General features: G+C 42.3%; 16 protein-coding genes. 12 read left to right on the top strand and 4 right to left on the bottom strand.

Annotated features, from left to right (window positions below; all coding sequences use genetic code 11):
- Position 1: 1 nt before the first annotated feature.
- From trpD to WHS63_RS01965, 3 genes are read right to left on the bottom strand one after another with little or no spacing between them, the layout of a single operon-like run.
- Positions 2-991 (bottom strand): anthranilate phosphoribosyltransferase, encoded by a 990-nt coding sequence (gene trpD / locus WHS63_RS01975; RefSeq protein WP_445203658.1) that lies wholly within the window; start codon positions 989-991, stop codon positions 2-4.
- A 27-nt stretch (positions 992-1,018) separates the two neighbouring features.
- Complete coding sequence (locus tag WHS63_RS01970; RefSeq protein WP_445203657.1) at positions 1,019-1,594, bottom strand: anthranilate synthase component II; 576 nt, start codon at positions 1,592-1,594, stop codon at positions 1,019-1,021.
- A gap of 31 nt (positions 1,595-1,625) precedes the next feature.
- Positions 1,626-3,014: an anthranilate synthase component I family protein gene (locus WHS63_RS01965; protein ID WP_445203656.1), complete on the bottom strand. Its 1,389-nt coding sequence runs from the start codon at positions 3,012-3,014 to the stop codon at positions 1,626-1,628.
- Between the two features lie 579 nt (positions 3,015-3,593).
- Between WHS63_RS01965 and WHS63_RS01960 the strand changes: the two genes are divergently transcribed.
- Genes WHS63_RS01960 through WHS63_RS01925 form a run of 8 tightly spaced genes read left to right on the top strand, consistent with a single transcriptional unit; the run spans position 3,594 to position 11,261 of the window.
- Positions 3,594-4,427: a prephenate dehydratase gene (locus tag WHS63_RS01960; RefSeq protein WP_445203655.1), complete on the top strand. Its 834-nt coding sequence runs from the start codon at positions 3,594-3,596 to the stop codon at positions 4,425-4,427.
- 7 nt (positions 4,428-4,434) lie between these two features.
- Positions 4,435-5,337 carry a prephenate dehydrogenase gene (locus WHS63_RS01955; RefSeq protein ID WP_445203654.1) on the top strand — a complete coding sequence of 301 codons (903 nt, stop codon included), beginning with the start codon at positions 4,435-4,437 and terminating at the stop codon, positions 5,335-5,337.
- A complete protein-coding gene (locus tag WHS63_RS01950) occupies positions 5,312-6,415 on the top strand; it encodes a chorismate mutase (RefSeq protein WP_445203653.1) in 1,104 nt (367 codons plus the stop codon). Before WHS63_RS01955 ends, WHS63_RS01950 begins: the two co-directional genes overlap by 26 nt.
- 26 nt (positions 6,416-6,441) lie before the next feature.
- On the top strand, positions 6,442-7,461 hold the full coding sequence (gene aroB, locus WHS63_RS01945) for a 3-dehydroquinate synthase (protein ID WP_445203652.1): 1,020 nt from the start codon (positions 6,442-6,444) through the stop codon (positions 7,459-7,461).
- A 12-nt stretch (positions 7,462-7,473) separates the two neighbouring features.
- Positions 7,474-8,127, top strand: coding sequence for a type I 3-dehydroquinate dehydratase (locus WHS63_RS01940; protein ID WP_445203651.1), 654 nt, complete (start codon positions 7,474-7,476; stop codon positions 8,125-8,127).
- A gap of 1 nt (position 8,128) precedes the next feature.
- Positions 8,129-9,049: a shikimate dehydrogenase family protein gene (locus tag WHS63_RS01935; protein ID WP_445203650.1), complete on the top strand. Its 921-nt coding sequence runs from the start codon at positions 8,129-8,131 to the stop codon at positions 9,047-9,049.
- Positions 9,018-10,265, top strand: a complete 1,248-nt coding sequence (gene aroA / locus WHS63_RS01930) for a 3-phosphoshikimate 1-carboxyvinyltransferase (protein ID WP_445203649.1) — start codon at positions 9,018-9,020, stop codon at positions 10,263-10,265. The genes WHS63_RS01935 and aroA overlap by 32 nt, the downstream gene beginning before the upstream one ends.
- A 9-nt stretch (positions 10,266-10,274) precedes the next feature.
- Positions 10,275-11,261 carry a chorismate synthase gene (locus WHS63_RS01925; protein WP_445203648.1) on the top strand — a complete coding sequence of 329 codons (987 nt, stop codon included), beginning with the start codon at positions 10,275-10,277 and terminating at the stop codon, positions 11,259-11,261.
- A gap of 24 nt (positions 11,262-11,285) precedes the next feature.
- On the opposite strand, the gene WHS63_RS01920 is transcribed toward WHS63_RS01925, so the two are convergent.
- Entirely contained in the window at positions 11,286-12,506 is a 1,221-nt protein-coding gene (locus tag WHS63_RS01920; protein WP_445203647.1) for an NAD(P)-dependent oxidoreductase, read from the bottom strand.
- 315 nt (positions 12,507-12,821) lie between these two features.
- Here WHS63_RS01920 and nifJ point away from each other — a divergent pair, with 315 nt between their 5' ends.
- The 4 genes from nifJ to WHS63_RS01900 form a co-directional block, all read left to right on the top strand.
- Entirely contained in the window at positions 12,822-16,340 is a 3,519-nt protein-coding gene (nifJ, locus tag WHS63_RS01915) for a pyruvate:ferredoxin (flavodoxin) oxidoreductase (protein WP_445203646.1), read from the top strand.
- A gap of 133 nt (positions 16,341-16,473) precedes the next feature.
- Positions 16,474-19,416, top strand: a complete 2,943-nt coding sequence (locus WHS63_RS01910; protein WP_445203645.1) for a sensor histidine kinase — start codon at positions 16,474-16,476, stop codon at positions 19,414-19,416.
- A gap of 169 nt (positions 19,417-19,585) precedes the next feature.
- Complete coding sequence (locus WHS63_RS01905) at positions 19,586-21,037, top strand: DNA/RNA non-specific endonuclease (RefSeq protein WP_445203644.1); 1,452 nt, start codon at positions 19,586-19,588, stop codon at positions 21,035-21,037.
- A 487-nt stretch (positions 21,038-21,524) separates the two neighbouring features.
- The coding region (locus tag WHS63_RS01900) for a hypothetical protein (protein ID WP_445203643.1) at positions 21,525-21,926 on the top strand (402 nt) is incomplete at its 3' end.

Below are 21,926 nucleotides of genomic sequence, written 5' to 3'. Positions count from 1 at the left end.
GCTATTGTATTGATATCAGTTTCTTAAAACACTCTAAAGCTTTCCCAGACTCTAATGATTCCTTGGCATACAGGGTGGATTCTGCAAAAGGAAAACCTTTGTAACAACTAATTGCCATTGCCGAGTTAGCAATTACTACATCAATTTTACTTTTATCGGCACTGTTACTTAGAACCGAAAGAAAAATCTTTGCCGATTCTTCAACAGTTTCTCCTCCGGCAATATTCTCTGGTGAGATTTTGCAAAAACCTAGGCTTTCAGGTGTCAAGCAATCCTCGCTTGATTTTGAAAATATTTTAGTAGAGCTGGTTAACGAAATCTCGTCGTAACCATCAAGGCTGTGTATAATTCTGTAATCGTTAAGATAGTTGCTTAGCAAATAACTGTAAATTCTAGCAACTTCAATACTAAAAACTCCGCTAACCTGATATTTTGGGCGAGATGGATTTAGCAAAGGGCCTAGCATGTTAAAAAAAGTTTTTACGCCAAGCTGACGCCTTATTGGGCCAACAGCCTTTAGCGCTGGATGAAACAGAGGCGCATGTAAAAAACAAACATTGGTATTGTCAATTTCCCTTTTTAACTTACCGGAATCGCTACTGAATTTATACCCAAAATACTCAATTACATTGGATGAACCCGAAACGGAGGTTGCTCCATAATTTCCATGCTTTACAACGGGAATTCCAGCACCTGCAACAACAAAAACCGATGCCGTTGAAATGTTAAAAGTGTTTTTACCATCGCCACCCGTACCACAAAGATCTATTGTATGACCGTCATATATATCTACTTTGACCGAAAGATCCAACAAAGCATCGCGAAACCCCTGTAACTCTTCCAAACTGATGCTTCGCATGATATAGGCAGTAAGCACTGCGGCCATTTGAGATTCATTGACGCTGCCATTTGCAATACCGTGCATTAAGTTTTGCGATTCGGTTCTACTAAGCTTTTGCGATTCAAATAGCTTAGTTAATATTTGTTTCATATCCACCTCCCCAATTTAAATTGAACCCTAAAATCTTTTTAACCAGTTAAAAATGATCTGTTTCCCCACGGGAGTTAGTATTGACTCAGGATGAAATTGAACACCACACACATCGAAATCTTTATGACTAATGGCCATGATTTGTCCGTTCTGATCTGTTGCCTCAATCCTGAAACAGCTGGGCAAATTGTTAGGGTTTACAACCCATGAATGGTATCTGCCTGCTTCAAATATTTCAGGGATACCATCGAAAAGGTAATGCGGGGGATTGTTAACTATAATGCTGCTGGAAACACCATGGTAAACTGTTTCAAGATTAATAAGCGTACCACCAAACGACTCTGCTATAGCTTGCTCTCCAAGGCAAACCCCGAGGATTCTTTTAGTTGAATGATAGCTTTTTATAATAGATAACATGTTACCTGCTTCAGAAGGAATTCCAGGTCCTGGTGACAGGATTATTCCATCGAAACGATTTACTTCATTCACCTCTATTTGATCGTTTCTAAAAACCTCAATTTGGTGTTCACCAAATTCTTCAACGTAATGAAGTAGGTTAAAAGTAAATGAGTCGTAGTTGTCGAGTAATAATATTGATGCCATAAAAGTTTGAATTTGAACATTAAGGTGATTGTTAAACAATTTTTTCTGCGTATTCTATTGCTCTTCTTAATGCCGAAATCTTTGAATTAACCTCTGCAAGTTCGCCTTTTGGCGATGACCCAATAACAACTCCTGCCCCAGCCTGGTAGTAAAGGGTTCCTTTGCTACTAATAAATGAACGAATAACAATAGCGTGATTAATGTCGCCATTTATTCCAATAAACCCAACTGCTCCACCATAAATTCCTCGTGGGGTAGGCTCAATGTTTCCAATTAACTGAATTGCTTTATGCTTTGGTGCTCCACTAAGAGTTCCTGCAGGGAAGGTTGATGCAAGTAATGAATACGGTTTAGTATTTGGCTTAAGTTTTCCTTTAACACACGATACCAAATGAATTACATGTGAATAGCTTTGAACTTCGCGGAATTTATCAACGGTAACTTCAACAGCATACCTACTAAGGTCATTTCTGGCTAAATCAACAAGCATACAATGCTCAGAATTTTCCTTTGGGTTTTTTAATAACTCATCGGTTATTTTCTTATCTAATTGAGCATCTCCACTACGAGCAGTTGTTCCAGCAATCGGGTTAATTGTTGCTACGCCATTAGTAACTTTAAGATGAGCTTCAGGAGATGAACCGAAGATGCGAAAATTCATGTAATCAAAATAGAACAAGTAAGGAGAAGGATTGATAGAACGCAATGCTCGGTATACATTGAAGTCGTCGCCACTATACTTCTTGCTGAATTGCCGGGAAAGCACAATCTGGAAAACATCACCTCTAGCACAATGTAATTTCCCTTTTTCAACCATTTCCATGTAGTAGTCATCATTCATGTTTGAATATTCCTCAGAGGTGGCCTGAAACGGAAATGTTGGGGTATTCTTATTTGAAAGTAATGATAGAAGCTTACTGGAAATCTCATCCACGTTTGGAGCAAGAAACTCGTAAAGAGTGAGTGTATTATTGAAATGGTTAAACTCGATTACCACCTGGTAAAAATCATACTTGATTAAAGGAAAAACTGCATTAGAAGTTTCAATATTAACATTATCGAATAGGTTAATGGAATCATAAGCTGTAAATCCAAAAAAGCCTGCATTTCCTACATCAGTATTATCAATTTTAAAACTTTGCAAAAACGAGTCAAAAAGTGCAGGAGGGTATTCATCCAAAGTGTTAAATTCAGAACTTTCCAAAAGCATATAGGTTTTAGTTTTAGCTCCTGTAACCTCAATACCAGCAAAAGGCTTTACACATATATACGAAAAAGCATCGCTCCTTTCACTGTAGTCAGCACATTCAAGTAGAAGGCATTGTGGGTATGCATCGCGCAACTTCAGGTATACCCCAATTGGGGTATATGTGTCTGCTGAAATTCTTCTCGATTTTACAGTTATTCTTGTTATTTTCATGATTTAAACTATTAAAATAAAAAACTTAGGGGGCTTGCTGTGTTAAGCAAGCCCCCTAATATTAAGTTAATTCTTTTACTATCAGCACATAAGGACTAAAGCGGCTTAACACAGCATCTAATGAAACTGTGCCACCACCAAAGTTGTATGTTGCTATTCAATACCATTTTTGTCATTATCCAGTGCAAATTAAAAAAAATAGTTTCTTTTTTGCAAGTTTTCACAAAATTATTCTATTTTTGCAAACAGAATCAGTTGGAAATGGTAAGATTAAACAACAACTACTTTTACAGCTACTACTTCTACTTTAGTAAGTGGGGGCTGGGTAATTGTTGTATATTATAAAAAGGTATAACCAGTTAACAATAAACCAGCCCCGCAATAGCGGGGCTTTTTTTATGAGTAAACGCATCTATATACTACCCACTACAATGGTAACCTCATGTAAGGTTATGTTTTACTATTACTTTTTCTACTTCCCCTAACCAGCGGGCTCAACTACTCCATTTATTTAATGATACTAATTGAGCCCTGCCGGAAACAGGGCTTTTTAATTTAATAAAACTTAATGCAAATCAAATGCAACCAATAAAAGTAGCAATACAGGGTTTCAAGGGTGCTTTCCATCAGGATGCAGCGGAACTTTACTTCAATACACCTCTCGAACTGGTTGAATGCCTTACCTTCAAAGAGTTGGTTAACTCGGTTACCGAAGGACGAGCCGAAAAAGGTGTAATGGCTATTGAAAACTCATTAGTAGGAAGCATTCTGCAGAACTACACACTAATTCGAGAATCGGATTTAACCATTGAGGGGGAAGTTTTCCTGAGGATATCGCAGCACCTTATAGGCATAAGCGGTCAAAGGGTTGAGGATATAAAGGAGATTCACTCACATCCCATGGCAATTGCGCAATGCGATGATTTCATTCAGAGCATACCCCATGTAAAAGTATTTGCAACCCACGACACTGCCCTAAGTGCAAGGGATATTGCTTTGAACCAAATAAAAGGGGTTGCTGCCATAGCAAGCGAAAGAGCGGCAAGGGAATACGGATTGGAGGTGATTGCCAGTTCCATTGAATCGAACCATAATAACTATACCCGCTTTGTTGTCTTAGGTAAAACTACAAAACATTCCTATAGCTCTGCAAATAAAGCAAGTGTCGCATTTTCACTTGCCCACAAGGTTGGCAGCCTACAGGCAGCGCTACAATCATTTTCCCGCTATGGCGTAAACCTAACCATGTTGCAATCGTTGCCACAAGTTGGCAACCCATGGGAATACTACTTCCATACAGATGCTGTTTTCCGTCATATCGACGATTTTGGGTTAGCCCTTGACTCATTAAAAACCATTGCTAACGAGGTTAAGGTTCTTGGAATATATACAACTGGCATCAAAACAAATTAATGATGGTATGGAACTAAAGAATTTAACCATTGCAGTTATTGGCTTAGGCCAAATTGGGGCTTCACTGGCAGCTGGATTAAAGGGTAAGGTTAAAACCATCATTGGTTTTGATATTGAACCCCTTAACGAGGAATTTTGTATGAACGCTGGTATTATAGACACTTCCAATACACTGGAGGAGATTTGCCAAATGGCAGATGTTGTTGCAATAGCAACACCAGTTGACCAGGTAATGCAAATTGCATCAAGAATACTTAGCGCAAGTGGTAAGCCATTAGCTGTGTTCGATGTAGGATCTACAAAATCAATAATAAATATTGTACTCTCAACCCATCCAGAACGAAGTAAATTTGTTTCGTCGCACCCTATGGCTGGAAGTGCAGAACAAGGTGCAGCAAATGTAAGCGCAAACCTATTTAGGGATAAACTGGTTTACATATGCGATGAACACCTTTGTAGCAAGCAGGCGGTAGAATTAGTTACAGGGCTATGGGATTTACTGGGTGCAAGAGTTGAATTTATTGACTCCCTCCAACACGACAAGCTAATGGCAAATGTATCGCACCTACCACAACTGGTGTCGTATGCCTTGGCAATTGCTTCAGTAAATAGAATTGGCTCTTTAAATCAAACAATGGAGGCTGCATCCAGTGGATTTGATTCCATGACACGCTTGGCTAAAAGTAGCGCTAGCATGTGGCTACCCATAGTTAAGCAAAACAAGGAGAACATCCTCAGCGCAATTGTCGAGTTCCAGGAACAACTCAATCGGATTGAATTGGCAATTAGGCAAAACGACGACCAAACGTTACAATGGCTTATAGTTCAAGCAAATGACATACGAAACGCATTTGAAAATCAACAAAATCATAACATACTAAACCATGGCAAACGAAAAGTTAAAAACTGAAGAAGGCATTAACCCATCAGCCGAAAAAGATGCCAAGCCACTAATTATTGCAGGGCCTTGCAGTGCTGAGTCGCCACAACAACTGATGGAAGTGGCTCAGGAACTTAAAAAGAATGGGCTTGTTAACTACATGCGGGCTGGAGTATGGAAGCCGCGCACAACCCCTAACTCATTTGAGGGCTATGGAACTGAAGCCCTAATCTGGCTTAACCAGGTAAAGCAGGAAACCGGTATGCCCTTTGCCACCGAGGTTGCAACCGAGAGGCATGTTTACGAGTGCCTGAAGTTCGGTGCTGATCTGCTATGGATTGGCGCACGCACCGTTTCCAATCCCTTTGCTGTTCAGGAAATAGCATCGGCTTTGAGGGGCGTTCAAATCCCGATTCTGGTTAAAAATCCGTTAAGCCCCGACCTAAAGCTCTGGGAGGGTGCAATTAACCGACTTAGCCTGGCAGGAGTAAAAGAGGTTGGCGCTATACACCGGGGATTTACCGTTTGGCACGCATCGCCTTTCCGAAACTTCCCAATGTGGGAGGTAGCCCTACAGCTAAAAGCCAACAATCCTGAGCTCAGGGTTATTTCAGACCCTAGCCATATCTCTGGCAATTCGCAGTATATTGAGTTACTCTCAAACCGCGCAATCAACCTTGGATTCGACGGGCTAATAGTTGAAGTACATCCAAACCCTAAGATAGCCCTTAGCGATGCCAAGCAACAGCTTACACCCAATCAATTTAACTTGATGATTCGCAATCTTTTTGAGGAAAAACAGGCTAATACAGAGCTAATGAATGAGCTAAGAGCTGAAATTGATGCCTTGGATGAATTACTGGTTTGGGCATTGTCAAACCGGATGGCGATAGCAACTGAAATAGCCCGCGTTAAAAGTGAAACAGGTCAAAAAATCATTCAACCCGACCGTTGGAACGAGGTGTTAAACAGGGTGATTGGGAAAGGACATAAAATGGGGCTCAGAACTGATTTTGTGAAAAAACTTTTCAATAGCATCCATCGCGAATCGTTACAAACACAGGAAGCAATCACCCAAAACAGGACTGAAATGGTAAAATTTGGTTAACTTTGGCATAACCCTTAAATGCAAGAATGGAAACCATTTTAATTGAAGGCCAGAACGGTAAATCAACAATTATTGTTGACGAAAGATTTGAGGAAGTTACCAAATATCTTCCTAAAAAAAAGCTTTTCATTATTACCGACAAAAACATTGAAAAGCACTATGCCAAGGTGTTTCCAGAGGCACCCTTTTTCTCAATTAATCCGGGTGAACCATCAAAACAGTTAGGGTATATTGAGAGTATTTACCGCTGGTTGTTGGAGAACAACGCCGATCGTAGTAGCTTTATACTGGGAATTGGAGGAGGTGTAGTTTGCGATATTGCTGGTTTTGTGGCTTCCACCTACATGCGTGGGGTTGAATTTGGGTTTGTGTCAACCAGCTTACTTTCACAGGTTGATGCAAGTGTAGGCGGCAAAAATGGAGTTGACCTTGATGGATATAAGAATATTATTGGAACGTTTACCCAGCCCCGATTTGTGCTTTGCGATACTCGCTTGCTAAAAACATTGCCCCACGAGGAACTTGTGAATGGTTTTGCCGAGATGGTAAAGCATGCCCTAATCTCGGATATCAAACTTTTTGAACAGCTTGAGCACGACTGTATTGCTCTGCTTAACCTAAATCAACCTGAAACATCAAAACATATAGCGGAATCTATTAGAGTTAAAGCAAGCATTGTTACTGCCGATGAACGTGAAAGCGGAATTAGAAAGCTGCTCAATTTTGGCCATACATGGGGTCACGCCGTTGAAACACTAACCGGAATATCGCACGGTAAGGCGGTTAGCATTGGAATGGAGTTTGCCTGCAGGCTCTCCATGGAGAAAGGACTTATTAGCAACAGGGAATACATGAGAATTATTAACCTGCTACAATCATTTGGACTCCCAACCTGCATGAACATTGAACCCAGTAGGGTATTCAAAGCTCTGGTAAAAGACAAAAAGCGTAATGCCAACAGTATCGACTTTGTCCTTTTAATGGGAATTGGAGTCCCCAAAATTGAAACAATGGCATTAGAGGAACTAAAAAAGTTTGCAGAATAAAGGTTATGATGCATGAAAGCTATCCGCCCCGATATATGTGTTAGCATAGGAAATATTGATTCCCATGCAATTAGAATTTTGCTACCCAAACTTTCGCTTGCCGAAATCAGGATTGATTTGCTCAATTTGAACAGGGATGAACTAAAGCTGCTATTCGGCTTACACGATAACCTTATTGCAACCTACCGGCCTAAACAGTCAGAATTCGATGTAATGCTTAATCTCCTTACTGATGCTATTGGGTATGGCGCAGCCTGGGTTGATGTTGATATTGACACGCCTTCTGAAATTATCAGGGAAATAACAGCTATAGCCCAAGCCGCTAACTGCAAGGTAATAATCTCATACCATAACTATACTGAAACCCCTACGTCTGCTTTGCTAAAAAAAATTATTGAGAATGCCCAAACCTATAATGTATCTTTAGTTAAAATAGCCTGTATGGCTAACAATCCTAGCGATTGCGCCCGCATCCTTTCACTTTATGAAGAAAATACCAGCATAGTTGCTTTTTGTATGGGGCAAATTGGAACAATCACTCGGGTTGCGGCTCCATTACTAGGCGCTCCGTTCACCTATGCAGCATTACCCGAAAATCAAACAGCTCCGGGTCAGCTTGACTATATATACTTAGAATCCCTACTTAACTCCCTAAAACCCCTATAGTATGGAAACCTACGCAGTTTTTGGTAATCCTATACTGCACAGCAAAAGCCCACAGCTATTCAATAGCGTTTTCAGGGAAATGGGTATCGATGCCAAATACACAAGGATTCGCCCCAGGAGTGCACATGACCTAACCGACATCATCCTAAACTATAATATTAAAGGTGCTAATATTACCACACCCTTTAAGGAAGATGTTATCAAATACCTGAACCATGTTAGCGATGAAGTAGCCGAAATACGCGGGGTAAATACCATAACCAACCAGAACGGCAAACTTACCGGTTACAATACCGATTGGAACGGTGTTGTAAATGCTTTGGTTAACGCAGGTGTTGCCCTAATAGGTAGGAAAGTGCTGGTATTAGGTGCTGGTCCAGCAGCAACAGCTGCTGTATATGGACTGAAAAAAGCAGGTGCAGTGGTGCATATTGCAAACAGAACCACCCAAAAAGCCATTGAAATAGGTAAAAGGCTAAATGTAAATTACATAGATTTTGATGAAGTTGCCCATAAACTCTCCTACTTTGAGTTAGTAGTTTCGGCCTTACTCCCAAACGCAAACCCTTTTTTGGGAGTTAACATACCCCGAAATCTAGTTCTACTCGATGCCAATTACCGCCCATCGAGCCTAAGCGAGCAATTTATGAGCTTTGGGTGTAGGGTAATTTCAGGTAAGCAATGGCTTATAAATCAAGCAGTGGAGGCGTTTAAAATTTTTACTGGCAAAGCGCCTGTTGTTGAAATCATGAGCGTAGCGGTAGAAAATGAGTTAACGTTTAACTACCTGAAAGCCCAATGGATACAAATGGTAGATGATAAAAAATTGTTTACTGATTACGATTTACTAATATCGGCAAGCAACGATAATGAATTTAAGCAATTCTTGGATGAAGAAATTAGTAAAACCTTCGGCAGTTAAAGGGACGGTTCAAGCGCCAGCATCGAAAAGTGTTGCCCAACGGGCAATTGCATTGGCAACCTTGGCCGAAGGACAATCGAAAATTTACAATGCAGGCAACAGCAACGATTGCCTTGCTGCCATCGACACATGTAAGAAACTTGGTGCACATATAGTGGGCGATGGGAGCAAACTAACCATTACGGGAGGTCCCAAAAACCCTAATGATATATTGCACTGTGGCGAATCGGGGTTAAGCATCAGGATGTTTGCTGCCATTGCATCCATATTCAATACGCCTGTAACCCTTACTGGTAGCGGCTCATTAACCAACCGCCCAATGAACATGGTAACCGATGGATTAGCGAAGCTTGGCGTTAGATGTACCACTAACAACGGGAAATTACCAATTACCGTTCAGGGGCCCATACAGGGTGGATACATTACTGTAGATGGATCACAAAGTTCACAGGCGCTTACCGGCCTACTCATGGCTTCGCCTTTTGCCAAAAAAGATGTAACCATTAAGGTTGATAACTTGAATAGCAAACCATATATCGACCTTACCATAGAAACCATGAAGACATTTGGCGTTAGGGTTGATGAACTGCCAGGCAACACTTACCGCATAGCCGTAACCCAGAAATATAAAGCCAGTAATTTTAACGTGGAGGGCGACTGGAGTGGAGCTGCATTCATGCTGGTGGCTGGGGCAATTGCAGGTGAGATTGAGGTTACAAACCTTAACCCAAAATCGTTACAAGCTGATAGGGCTATAGTTGAAGCCTTACTGAGTGCCGGAGCTTCGCTATCGATTCGTGAAAACAGCATAGTAGCCAAAAGAGCCAACCTGAAGGCTTTCGATTTTGATGCACGTAACTGTCCTGACCTTTTTCCGCCACTTGTGGCGCTAGCGGCAAATTGCAATGGACAGTCAAAAATACTTGGGGTAAACCGTTTACACGGAAAGGAATCGGACAGGGCGCTTACCCTACAGCAAGAGTTTACGAAAATGGGCGTTAAAATTGAACTTGTTGGCAATCTGATGGTAGTAAATGGAACGAGTATTAAATCAGCAATTACATACTCGCATGGCGACCATCGCATTGCCATGGCATGTGCTGTTGCAGCACTTACAGCAAACGGAGATGTTGAAATTGAGAATGCTGAGGCGGTAAACAAATCGTATCCAAACTTTTTTGACGATCTTTACAAAATGCAAGTCGATAATTTTTAGGGCAACCATATGAATACATTTGGTAGAATATTCAGGGTAAGTATCTTTGGCGAATCGCATGGAGCCATGGTAGGAGTAACCATTGATGGCTTGCCACATGGAATAAAGCTAAATGCTGATGACTTTACAGCCGATCTAGCCCGCCGTAGGGCTGGTGCAATAGGAACCACTCCCCGTGTTGAGGGCGATATACCCGAGATTGCTACTGGATGGTTTAACGGCTACACTACAGGTGCCCCTTTAACAATACTCTTCAGGAATGAGAATACAAAATCGGCCGATTACGATAAGCTGAAAGATGTTCCCCGTCCCGGGCATTCCGATTTTGTTGCATACCATAAGTTTGATGGTTACAACGATTACCGGGGGGGCGGACATTTCTCGGGCCGACTAACCCTTGGGCTGGTTGCAGCCGGTGTGGTAGCCAAAAAGGTAATACCCCAGGTTAGCATTGAAGCAAGGCTCATTGAGGCAGGAGGCAAAACTAATATTGACGAAGCCATTGCCGAAACCCAAAAGCAAAACGATTCCATAGGTGGAATTGTGGAATGCGTTGCCACGGGAATCCCCATGGGCCTCGGTGAACCATTTTTCGATTCAGCTGAATCGGTAATAAGCCATCTGGCGTTTTCCATTCCTGCCGTAAAAGGTATTGAGTTTGGCTCGGGTTTTGCAGCATCGCGTATGCGAGGTTCAGAACATAACGACCTGATTACTGACAGCTCTGGAAGCACAGCCACCAACCATGCCGGTGGAATAAATGGGGGTATTACTAACGGTAATCCATTGGTTTTCCGAATAGCAGTAAAACCCACATCGAGCATAGCAAAGCCACAGCAAACCCTAAACGTTAAAACCGGAAAAACAGAATCCCTAACAGTTCAGGGCAGGCATGATACCTGTATTGCGCTCAGGGTCCCTGTTGTTGCTGAAGCCATTACAGCAATTGCCCTTGCCGACTTACTACTAACTGAACGAGCAAGAAAAAACCGGTGATATTCACCGGTTAAAACGCGTTTACTACTCTTTCCCGCTGAGGTAGTCCTGTAGGTATGCGTATCGGGGAGTTAACTTGCCATCCTTTAGGATAGTTGCTCGCTCAATAACTCCCTCGCAATCGTCGCACAGTAAATGCGGTAACACCTTATCAATAAGCAATCGGCCAAAAAACTCGCTGGCATCCCGTGGTAGCTCGCCGGGTAAATTATCAATTGACATAACGGTAACATTCATTCCACACGAAAATGCAGGTTCCTCCTTTCCGGTTGTTGGATTGAAATCGAAGAAAGGATCGGCAATAGTTGAAGCCTTTATGGTTGAAGGTATTGGGCCGGGAATATCGCAACTTACATCGGCAATAATTGAAATCCTGAAATCGGGTTGCTTCATATCATCAACCGTGAAAAAGTGGGGCGAACGAAAATCCCAGTAATGGCAAGCAATAAACACATCGGCAGTATGTGCATAGGGTAAGAAAGTGCTTACGTGGTCGGCTGGGTTACTCACCCAGTAATCCCACTCAAAAGGTTTATCATCCTTGCGCTTGGCATAGTGCCATGGATCCAAACGAGTGTAAACCGGATGATCAAATTCCCTGGATAAGAACTCCTCGTGAGTAACCTCAACAACATTGGCTTGCCCAAGCACCTCCTGTGCTCCACCAGCCACCCTGCCTCCACCGGTAATAACAAACTTAAGTGCAGGCAACCTAATTTCACTCAAAACGCCTTTGAGCTCATTGTAATCGTGAAGCGTATGAGCAGGGGGTAACTCGCCCAACTTGTGTTTTAGGTAAATTGCCCTTAGGGCATTGTATGCTCCAACTACACCAGCCCAATGGCCAAAGGCTACTAAGCGCACCCCGTTCCTGTCAGTCAAATACTCGTAATCAATAACTGTATTGCTATTTTCGGCAAATGCCTGAATAAGTTTCTGATTGTGCGGTTGTTTTTTAGCCACGTGGGCAAATTCCATGTATGTTTTACCCGGGATTATAGTTGGGATTTTAGTCTCCTTTACACCGATAAGTAAGTCGCAATCCGATAAATCATCCTGTAACTTTACCCCAACGCGTAGATATTCATCATCCTTATAGCACCTTAGCTCGCTGGGTTGAACCACCACATCAACGTTTTCAAACTTATTCATTACCTCAACAACCTGTTCAGGCGTTAGGGCAACCCTCCTATCGGGTGGCGTTTTGGTTTCCTTTAAAATACCAATCTTATAATGTTTGGGCATACGGCTTGGTTTTAACTTTTTTTAGCAAAAATTGAATTTTGCGAAACTAATAAAACGAAATCACATTTTAAAAATTTTTTATGGTGTTGTTAAAATTTTCACAATCGGGTTACATATTATCATAAAAATAGTCAAATTACTTTCATATTATTACTAGGGCTCCAAGTAAAAAAGATGTATTTCAAACGTTTTCAGCACATTAACCCTCAAGTGCTACTTTGCAAATTGTTGTAAAGCATGAAAAAAATCAGGTAATAGTATTAACTTTGCGTGGGCTTAAAAATTATTACTAACCATCATAACAATCAAACTGAAATGGGAAAAGAGAAAAAGTTCATTACATGTGATGGTAACTATGCTGCTGCGCACATAGCATATATGTTTAGCGAGGTTGCAGCTATTTACCCCATCACCCCATCATCCACCATGGCCGAGTATGTAGACGAGTGGTCGGCATTTGGTCGAAAGAACATATTTGGCGACACAGTAAAGGTGGTTGAAATGCAAAGCGAAGCTGGTGCTGCAGGAGCAGTGCATGGTTCGTTGCAATCAGGTGCATTAACATCAACCTTCACCGCATCGCAAGGGTTGTTGCTGATGATCCCCAACATGTATAAAATTTCGGGAGAGTTACTCCCGGGTGTATTCCACGTTTCTGCTCGTAGCATTGCGGCCCAGGCGTTGTCCATTTTTGGCGACCACAGCGACGTGATGAGCACTCGCCAGTGCGGTTTTGCCATGTTGGCTACCGGTGGTGTTCAGGAAGTGATGGACCTTGCCGGTGTGGCTCACCTGGCTGCCATCAAAACCAGAGTTCCTTTCCTTCACTTCTTCGATGGTTTCAGAACATCGCACGAGATTCAAAAGATCGAAGTTTTAGAGAACGACGATTTGGCTCCGCTCATCGACCAGAAAGCCCTACAGGCATTCCGCGACAGGGCTCTCAACCCTGAACATCCTGTTACACGTGGTACAGCCCAAAACCCCGATATCTACTTCCAGACACGCGAGGCTGCTAACAAGTTCTACGATGCCGTTCCCGATGTTGTGGAAGCATACATGCAGGAAATTACCAAGCTAACCGGTCGCGAGTACCACCCATTCAACTACTACGGTGACCCCAACGCTGAGAATATCATCATAGCAATGGGTTCAGTTACCGATACCCTTAAGGAAACCGTTGACTACCTGATGTCGAAAGGCGAAAAGGTTGGTGTGCTTATTGTTCACCTGTATCGTCCGTTCTCGGCAAAATACTTCTTCAAGGTTCTTCCCAAGAGCGTTAAGCGCATAGCAGTTCTTGACCGCACCAAGGAACCAGGTGCCAATGGCGATCCTTTATACCTTGATGTTAAGGATCTATTCTATGGCATGGAAAACGCTCCTCTTGTTGTTGGGGGCCGTTACGGCTTAAGCTCCAAGGACACAACTCCGGCTCAAATGATTGCTGTGTTCGAAAACCTCAAGATGAAAGAACCCAAGAACCAGTTCACCGTTGGTATTGTTGACGATGTAACCTTTAAGTCGTTGCCTGTAGGCCAGGAAATCAACCTTTCACCAAAGGGAACATTCCAGGCTAAATTTTACGGCTTGGGCTCCGACGGTACTGTTGGTGCTAACAAGAACTCTATCAAGATTATTGGTGATAATACCCCAAAATACTGCCAGGCCTACTTTGCCTACGACTCAAAGAAATCGGGTGGTATAACTGTATCGCACCTGCGCTTTGGCGACCAGCCCATTCGCTCGCCCTACCTTGTAAACACCCCCGATTTTGTGGCTTGCCACGTTCAGGCTTACCTTGGTAAGTACGATATGCTCAAAGGGTTGCAAAAGGGCGGTACCTTCCTGCTCAACACCATTTGGAGCATCGATGAGGTTAAGGAAAAATTACCAAACTCGGTAAAAAAATACCTTGCCCAGAATAACATCAACTTTTACATAATCAACGCAACGCAAATTGCTGAAGATCTTGGTTTGGGTAACCGTACCAACACTATCATGCAAAGCGCATTCTTTAAGATTGCCAACGTAATTCCTTACGAACTGGCAGTTAAGGAGATGAAGAAAGCCATTGAAAAATCGTACGGCCGCAAGGGTGAAGAGGTGCTTAAAATGAACTACGCTGCTGTTGATAGGGGTGGCGATGTAATTAAAATTGATGTTCCGGCAGAGTGGGCAAACCTTGAGCCCGAAAAACAATCAGAGATTGCAGGCGCTCCCGAATTCATCAATAAGGTGGTACTGCCCATTAACCTACAAAAGGGCGACGATTTACCTGTAAGTGCTTTCATTGATCGTGAGGATGGTACTTTCCCTGCAGGTACCACCAAGTACGAGAAACGCGGTATTGCAGTTAACGTACCCGAATGGATACCGGAAAACTGTATCCAATGTAACCAGTGCTCATACGTTTGTCCCCATGCTGCTATCCGTCCGTTCCTACTAACCGACGAGGAGCTAAAGAACGCTCCCGAAGGCACCAAAACCGTTCGTGGCAATGGCGGTATCAAGGATTACAACTTCCGCATTCAGGTAAGCGTACTCGACTGTACCGGTTGCGGCAACTGTGCCGATGTTTGCCCTGCTAAGACTAAAGCCCTTGTGATGAAACCCATCGAAACCCAGATGGCCGAAGCTGAACGCTTCGATTACATGCACGAAAAGGTGGGTTACAAGGATGTGCTTGGTAAAGAGAAATCGGTTAAGAACAGCCAGTTTGCTCAGCCTCTATTTGAGTTCAGCGGTGCTTGTGCAGGCTGTGGTGAAACCCCATACATCAAGGCTATTACTCAACTTTATGGCGATAGAATGATTGTTGCTAACGCCACAGGTTGCTCATCTATCTATGGTGGTTCAGCTCCTTCAACCCCATACACTGCCAACAAGGATGGCAAAGGTGTTGCCTGGGCTAACTCACTATTTGAGGACAATGCTGAGTACGGTTTTGGTATAGCAACTGGTGTGGCTAAGCTGCGCGAGCGCATAGCCCTGAAACTCCAGGATGCCCTAAACGGTAGCTTTGCTGCTGAAACCAAGGAAGCCATGAAAGAATGGCTTGCCGGTAAAGACAATGCAGAGCAATCGCGTGTTGCATCGGCAAAACTCATTGCTGCACTTGAAAAAGAAAATAGCCCTATAGCAAAGGAACTGCTCAACCTGAAGCAGTACTTTGAAAAGAAATCGGTTTGGATATTTGGTGGCGATGGCTGGGCATATGATATTGGTTACGGTGGTCTTGACCATGTACTTTCAACCGGTGAAGATGTAAACATTCTAGTACTCGATACTGAGGTTTACTCCAATACCGGTGGTCAGGCTTCAAAATCAACACCTGCTGCTGCTGTAGCTAAGTTTGCTGCATCGGGTAAGCGCGTTCGTAAGAAAGACCTTGGCATGATGGCCATGTCGTACGGATACGTTTACGTTGCCCAGGTAGCCATGGGGGCTGACCATAACCAGTACTTCAAAGCCATTAAGGAAGCCGAAGCCTACCCCGGACCTTCGTTGATCATTGCTTACTCACCCTGTATCAACCACGGTATCCGCAAGGGTATGGGTGCAACCCAGAATGAGGCCAAAATGGCCGTGAAGTCAGGCTACTGGCAGCTTTACCGTTACAACCCCATGCTTGAGGCTGAAGGAAAGAACCCCTTCCAGCTCGACTCCAAGGAGCCAGAATGGAACCTGTTCCAGGATTTTCTAAAAGGGGAAGTGCGCTACACATCGTTACAGCTCTCGTTCCCTCAGCAAGCTGAGGAACTGTTCAAGGCCGCCGAGGAGAATGCAAAGTGGCGTTACAACACCTACAAAAAAATGGCTGGTAACGAGTAACCCGTTGATATGAATAAAAAAAAGCCGCCTTTGAGCGGCTTTTTTTTATTGTTAGCTCAAAGGTTTTGATTATTTTCTTATTTTAGCATATATATTAATTATAGTTAAAAATAGATTCCCGCAACCGGCATAAATGTCCAGGCTTCTAACCATACCATTTTTGCTTTTAGCAACCATCGTAATTGGCCAGTACGATCCTGTTTACCGTAACTTCACCGTAAACGATGGACTTGCAGGGAATGAGGTATTCCATGTGATTCAGGATTCAAAGGGCTACATCTGGATGGCAACCAGTACAGGCGTTAGCAGGTTCGACGGCTACTCTTTCAAAAATTTCGATGTGCAATCGGGGCTTGTGGATAATATTGTTTTTGAAATATATGAGGACTACAAGGGTCGAATTTGGTTTATCCCATACTCAGGAGCACTCTGCTACTATGAAAATGGCATAATTTTCCCCTACCCTCACAACAATAAGATACGGCAAAACATACCAGCCAAATCAAAAGGGCCTATTAAGATGGCGTTCTATGTGGATACCCTTGATAATGTTTACATGGGAGTAAAAGAGTATGGCATTTTTCAAATTACACCAGAGGGGATTTTCCGAAAAATTGACGGCATTAACAGCGAAGGGGTTGCTGTAATAAATGAATTTAGCGGGAAAAAGATATTAATTTCAAATCCCGATAAACCCCTAAAGCAAGAGCTAATTATAAATACGCCCAGTAAAACTACCCGAATACCAATAAATGCAGTATTTAATGGGAGTAAACCCGTTCATTTCTTCGGCCTGAAGACTAACGACTCAACTCTTTACATCTCGCTCGATGAAACCATTTCGTGTTTTGTTAACAATAAACTGAAATGGGTTGATAAACAAAATAAATCAACTATCTGGTTAAGCGCCAATGATGAATATATTATTTCAACCGATTTTGATGGAGGTTTACGCTTGTCGCCATTATCAAACCAAAATGGATTAAACGCAAATAGATTACTAAAGAAATTCCAAATAACTTCTGTTTTTAAGGATAAAGAAGAAGCATACTGGATCTCTACCATTGACAATGGTGTTTTGTATATCCCCAATATCCATATACAAACCCTTACCACCCAAAATGGCTTAAGCGATAACAGAATAAAAGCTGTGTACGAGAAGGATGGCAATATATACCTTGGTTATCAGATGGGTTGGGTTGATATGGTTACAAAAGATGGTAGGGTTCAAAAAATACACTTACATAAAGCCCAGGGTAATGCCTCGTATGTCCGCTACTTTCTGGGCGATGAAGTTTACAATAGACTTTGGATTTGCTCATTTGGGCACCTTGGCTACATCCAAAACAATAAATACCATTTGGTTGAATCAGAAACGCCTGTTTATCCACGTAGAATCATTAAAGGAAGAAAGGGAAATTATTACTGGGTGTCAACTGGCTACGGTATAGTAAAGATTCAGGACAATAAAGTGGTTTATCATTCCGGCAAAACTGGGTTTTCGGCTCTAATTCTTGGCATTGAGGAAGATAACAAAGGAAACGTTTGGTTCCTGACCTCAAATGGTCTTTGGAAGTACTCCAATAAGCTTTTTCAATACCTTGGCGATGAAGATCCGCTTTTAGCATACCCGGGCAATGCACTTTACTTTGACCCAAAAGAAGAAAAACTTTGGATTGGGACAAATGGTGCCGGAATAGTTTTAGTGGATAAGAATGGGAAAACCTCCCAGATAACAAAAAACGACGGGTTGATTTCAAACTCAGTTTACACATTCTTTGCGCATAAAAATAGGATCTGGGTTGGCACCAGGCAGGGATTGTCAATTATTTCAATTGAAGGTAATGGTTTTAATATACAAAACCTTACAACCAGCGATGGTTTAGTTAGTAACGATATTGTTTCGCTTTATGTAAACGATTCTATTGCATACATTGGAACAACCAGCGGTTTATCAATTCTGCCTATTGCTAGAATTAAACCTAACAGCTACAAACCTCAAACCTACATTACCTCAATTGAAATTAACGATAGTACTTACCGTTGGACACCCGGGAGTATAAACATTCCATACGGAACAAAGTATTTAAACATATCGTATGTAGGGCTATCGTTTAAAAATATGGGAAAAGTTCTTTACAGGTCACGAATTGTGGGACTTGACTCAAACTGGGTTTATACCTCAGCTACTCAAAACCTATACACTTCATTTAAACCGGGTAAGTTTACCTTTGAGGTTGAGGCCCAGAATTCCAACGGAGTTTGGGGCACTCCAGCAACCCTTGCATTTACTGTTGAACCACCATACTGGCAAAGGATCTGGTTTATTGTATCATTTACCATAATACTATCCGGATTCCTTTACCTCATTTACTACATTCGGTTGTCAGAGCTGAAAAAACGCAATGAGCTTATTAGCAACATCAACCTATACAAGCAACAATCGTTACGCCAGCAAATGAACCCCCACTTCATCTTTAACACCCTAAACTCCATACAGTACTACATACTGGAGAAAGATACCATTAGCTCACATAAATACCTTACCAAGTTTGCCCGGTTAATGCGTTTTACGCTCGACAACTCCCTACACTCTGCCATTCCGCTTCGCGATGAGCTTGAATCGCTTAGGCTTTACCTTGAGCTGGAAGCCCTCAGGCTTCAGGGAAAATTCACCTACGATATCGATTACCAGAACAATGAATCGGTTCTCGATATTAAAATCCCCACCCTGATGATACAACCCTTTGTGGAGAATGCCATTTGGCATGGTATTATGCTTAAACCGGACAAATCGGGCCATGTGCAGGTAACCATAAGCGATATGGAAACATCGGTACTTTGCACCATTGAGGACAATGGCGTAGGCCGTGAGCAAGCCCGTAAAATTCAGGAAACTACCAATAAGGCACACCGCTCAAGAGGCTTTCAGATTACCCAGCAACGCATTGACCTGCTGAACTCCATGTACGGCCAAAAGTTTAACATTCAAATAGTTGACCTTTACTCTAACGATGGCACGCCACAAGGAACAAGGGTTACCATTAACATCCCAAAAGGTCTTGAATCGTCATAGCATAAATAATTATTATCACCATAATTATCAGACAATTTAAGAATATTCCACTACTATATTAAACAAAAAGCACATATTTTATCTAAAAACCATCGGCAAAACATAACTTAACTATACTTACCATGCTAAATAATTACTTTTGCACGGTATAGCATAAGTCAATATTGGCATGAAAGTAACAGTCATTAACTACTCAAAGGTTTTTATCATTGTTTTTACCTTACTGGGAACATTTACACTGGTTGGTTGTAATGAGGATAAGGCTCTTCCAAAGATTTCAGCAGTTGAAGTTTCAACCATTTACACCTATTCTGCCATTTGTAATAGCAAGGTACTGGACGATGGTGGAACGCAAGTGTTAAGTAAGGGTGTATGCTGGAATACCACCGGAAACCCAACCATTTCCGACTACAGGAATATTGACGGTAAGGGAATTGGTGAGTTCACCAGCACAATAAAGGGTCTTGCCCCCAACACAACATACTACATAAAAGCTTATGCCACCAATGCCAACGGAACCACATACAGCAATAGTGTTAGCTTTAAAACCCAGCCGGAACTTGCAGCCATTTCCGATATTTCATTCACATCAGTAACTAAAACCGCTGCCCAATGCTCGGCAAGCATTATCTCGGCAGGAGGTGAAACGGTAACTGAAAGGGGATTCTGCTGGAGCAAATCACCTATGCCTACCATTGCCAATAACAAAATTGCCCTTAATGGAGGCATTGGCTCCTTTTCGGCTACATTAGAAAACCTGGAAAGTGGAACTCAGTATTATATCCGTGCATACGCTATAACCAGCGCAGGAACATCGTACAGCGTTGAACGAACCTTTATTACCGCTTCCGAAAACCCAGCATTAGTTGACAACGACCACCTTTTACTCGGCAATCCAACAGGTGCAACCACCAATATTGTGAGTGCCAATAACTACCTAATGGTTAAACCCCAGTACTGTTTATCGTACAACAACTCAAAACGAACTGCCAACTGGGTGGCATGGCACCTAAACTCCAGCTGGTTGGGTAGTGTTTCGCGCCAGGATGATTTCAGGGCCGATTACACATTACCCGACACATGGTACCGCGTAACCGAATCGGACTATTACTATTCCCAGTACGGTTTCGACCGTGGGCATATGTGCCCCAGTGCCGACCGTACCGCCACCGTTGCCGATAACTCGGCAACCTTCCTGATGACCAACATGGTACCCCAATCGCCTAACAATAACCAGATTGTGTGGGAGAGTTTTGAAAGCTACTGCCGGAACCTGGCAAAAAGCGGCTCAGAGCTTTACATAATCAGTGGGCCTTACGGCGAGGGAGGAACCAGCAACAAAGGCACTTTCACCATTCTAAAATCGGGCGTTGTGGTTCCAAGCCATGTGTGGAAAATTGCGCTTGTGCTCCCCAATGGTAACAACGACATATCGCGCATTAACACCTCAACAAGGGTTATTGCAGTGGTTATTCCTAACAATCAGGAGTGTTCAAAGTACCAGTGGACATACTACCGGGTAAGTGTCGATTCCGTTGAGAACCTAACCGGTTACAACTTTTTCACAAACATACCAGCCGATATTCAGGACGCCCTTGAGGCAAAGGTGGATAACCAATAAGCCATGGCTCCATTAATAGCAAAAACCCAACCGGAAAGGTTGGGGAAAGCCATTTTCTTTCTCTCTCGTTCATGAAAAATTAGGGTTTTCTTCAGCCCCTTAAACTATTGCCCCCAAAAGTTGCATTTGCAATGAAAATCTATGATTTTAAAAAGATGCATATAGTTAATAGTATTACGTTTAAATGTCTGGTAAGCATAAACGGGCTTGTCTGGAGAGTAACCTGTAAGGAATACCCAAATAGTCTAACTTAGATTTTCTTGAGGGCTGGCACCTGTTAACCATTAATATCGACTATTCCAACAGCAGATGCCTTATAAAACCCATTTAAAAGCATTTCTTTTTGTTTTCAGCTTGACACTTTGAAAAAAAGCAAATTTTTCCTGACTTGTACCCATAAAATTTAGTGCGGTTTTAAATAATTGAAAATCAGACGATATGTATAGAAAAAGTGGTATTTTTACCGCACTAAGGCACTAATTCAAAAATGAGAATACGGGTTGTAAAAACAAATTCTAATGCAAAAGCGGTTCAAGTGGTTAGCTATCAGAATAATAAAAGAGTTATTCTTAAGCATATTGGCTCTGCCCATTCTGGTGAGACGCTAAAGGAGCTAATGATACTGGCCAATGAGTGGATAAAGGATTACACCGGTCAGCTTTCTATTTTTTCTGATTCAAATCCCAATAGTGTTTTACACACCAATCACAGCTCTTTTATAGGCGTAAAATATCATTTGTTTTACAGGCAGATAAGGGCTATCCAGAGACAAATCGGGTTTGACGGTTTACCAGCGTTGCTGAATGATTTGGTAGCAATAAGGATATTCGAACCAGCTTCTAAACTCCGATCACTTGCTTTACTTGGGCAATACTTTGGTATCATACAT

Origin of the sequence: Tenuifilum sp., from assembly GCF_037481895.1 — a bacterium.
Taxonomy (GTDB): Bacteria; Bacteroidota; Bacteroidia; order Bacteroidales; family Tenuifilaceae; genus Tenuifilum; species Tenuifilum osseticum.
This window is presented reverse-complemented; position numbering and strand designations above follow the sequence as displayed.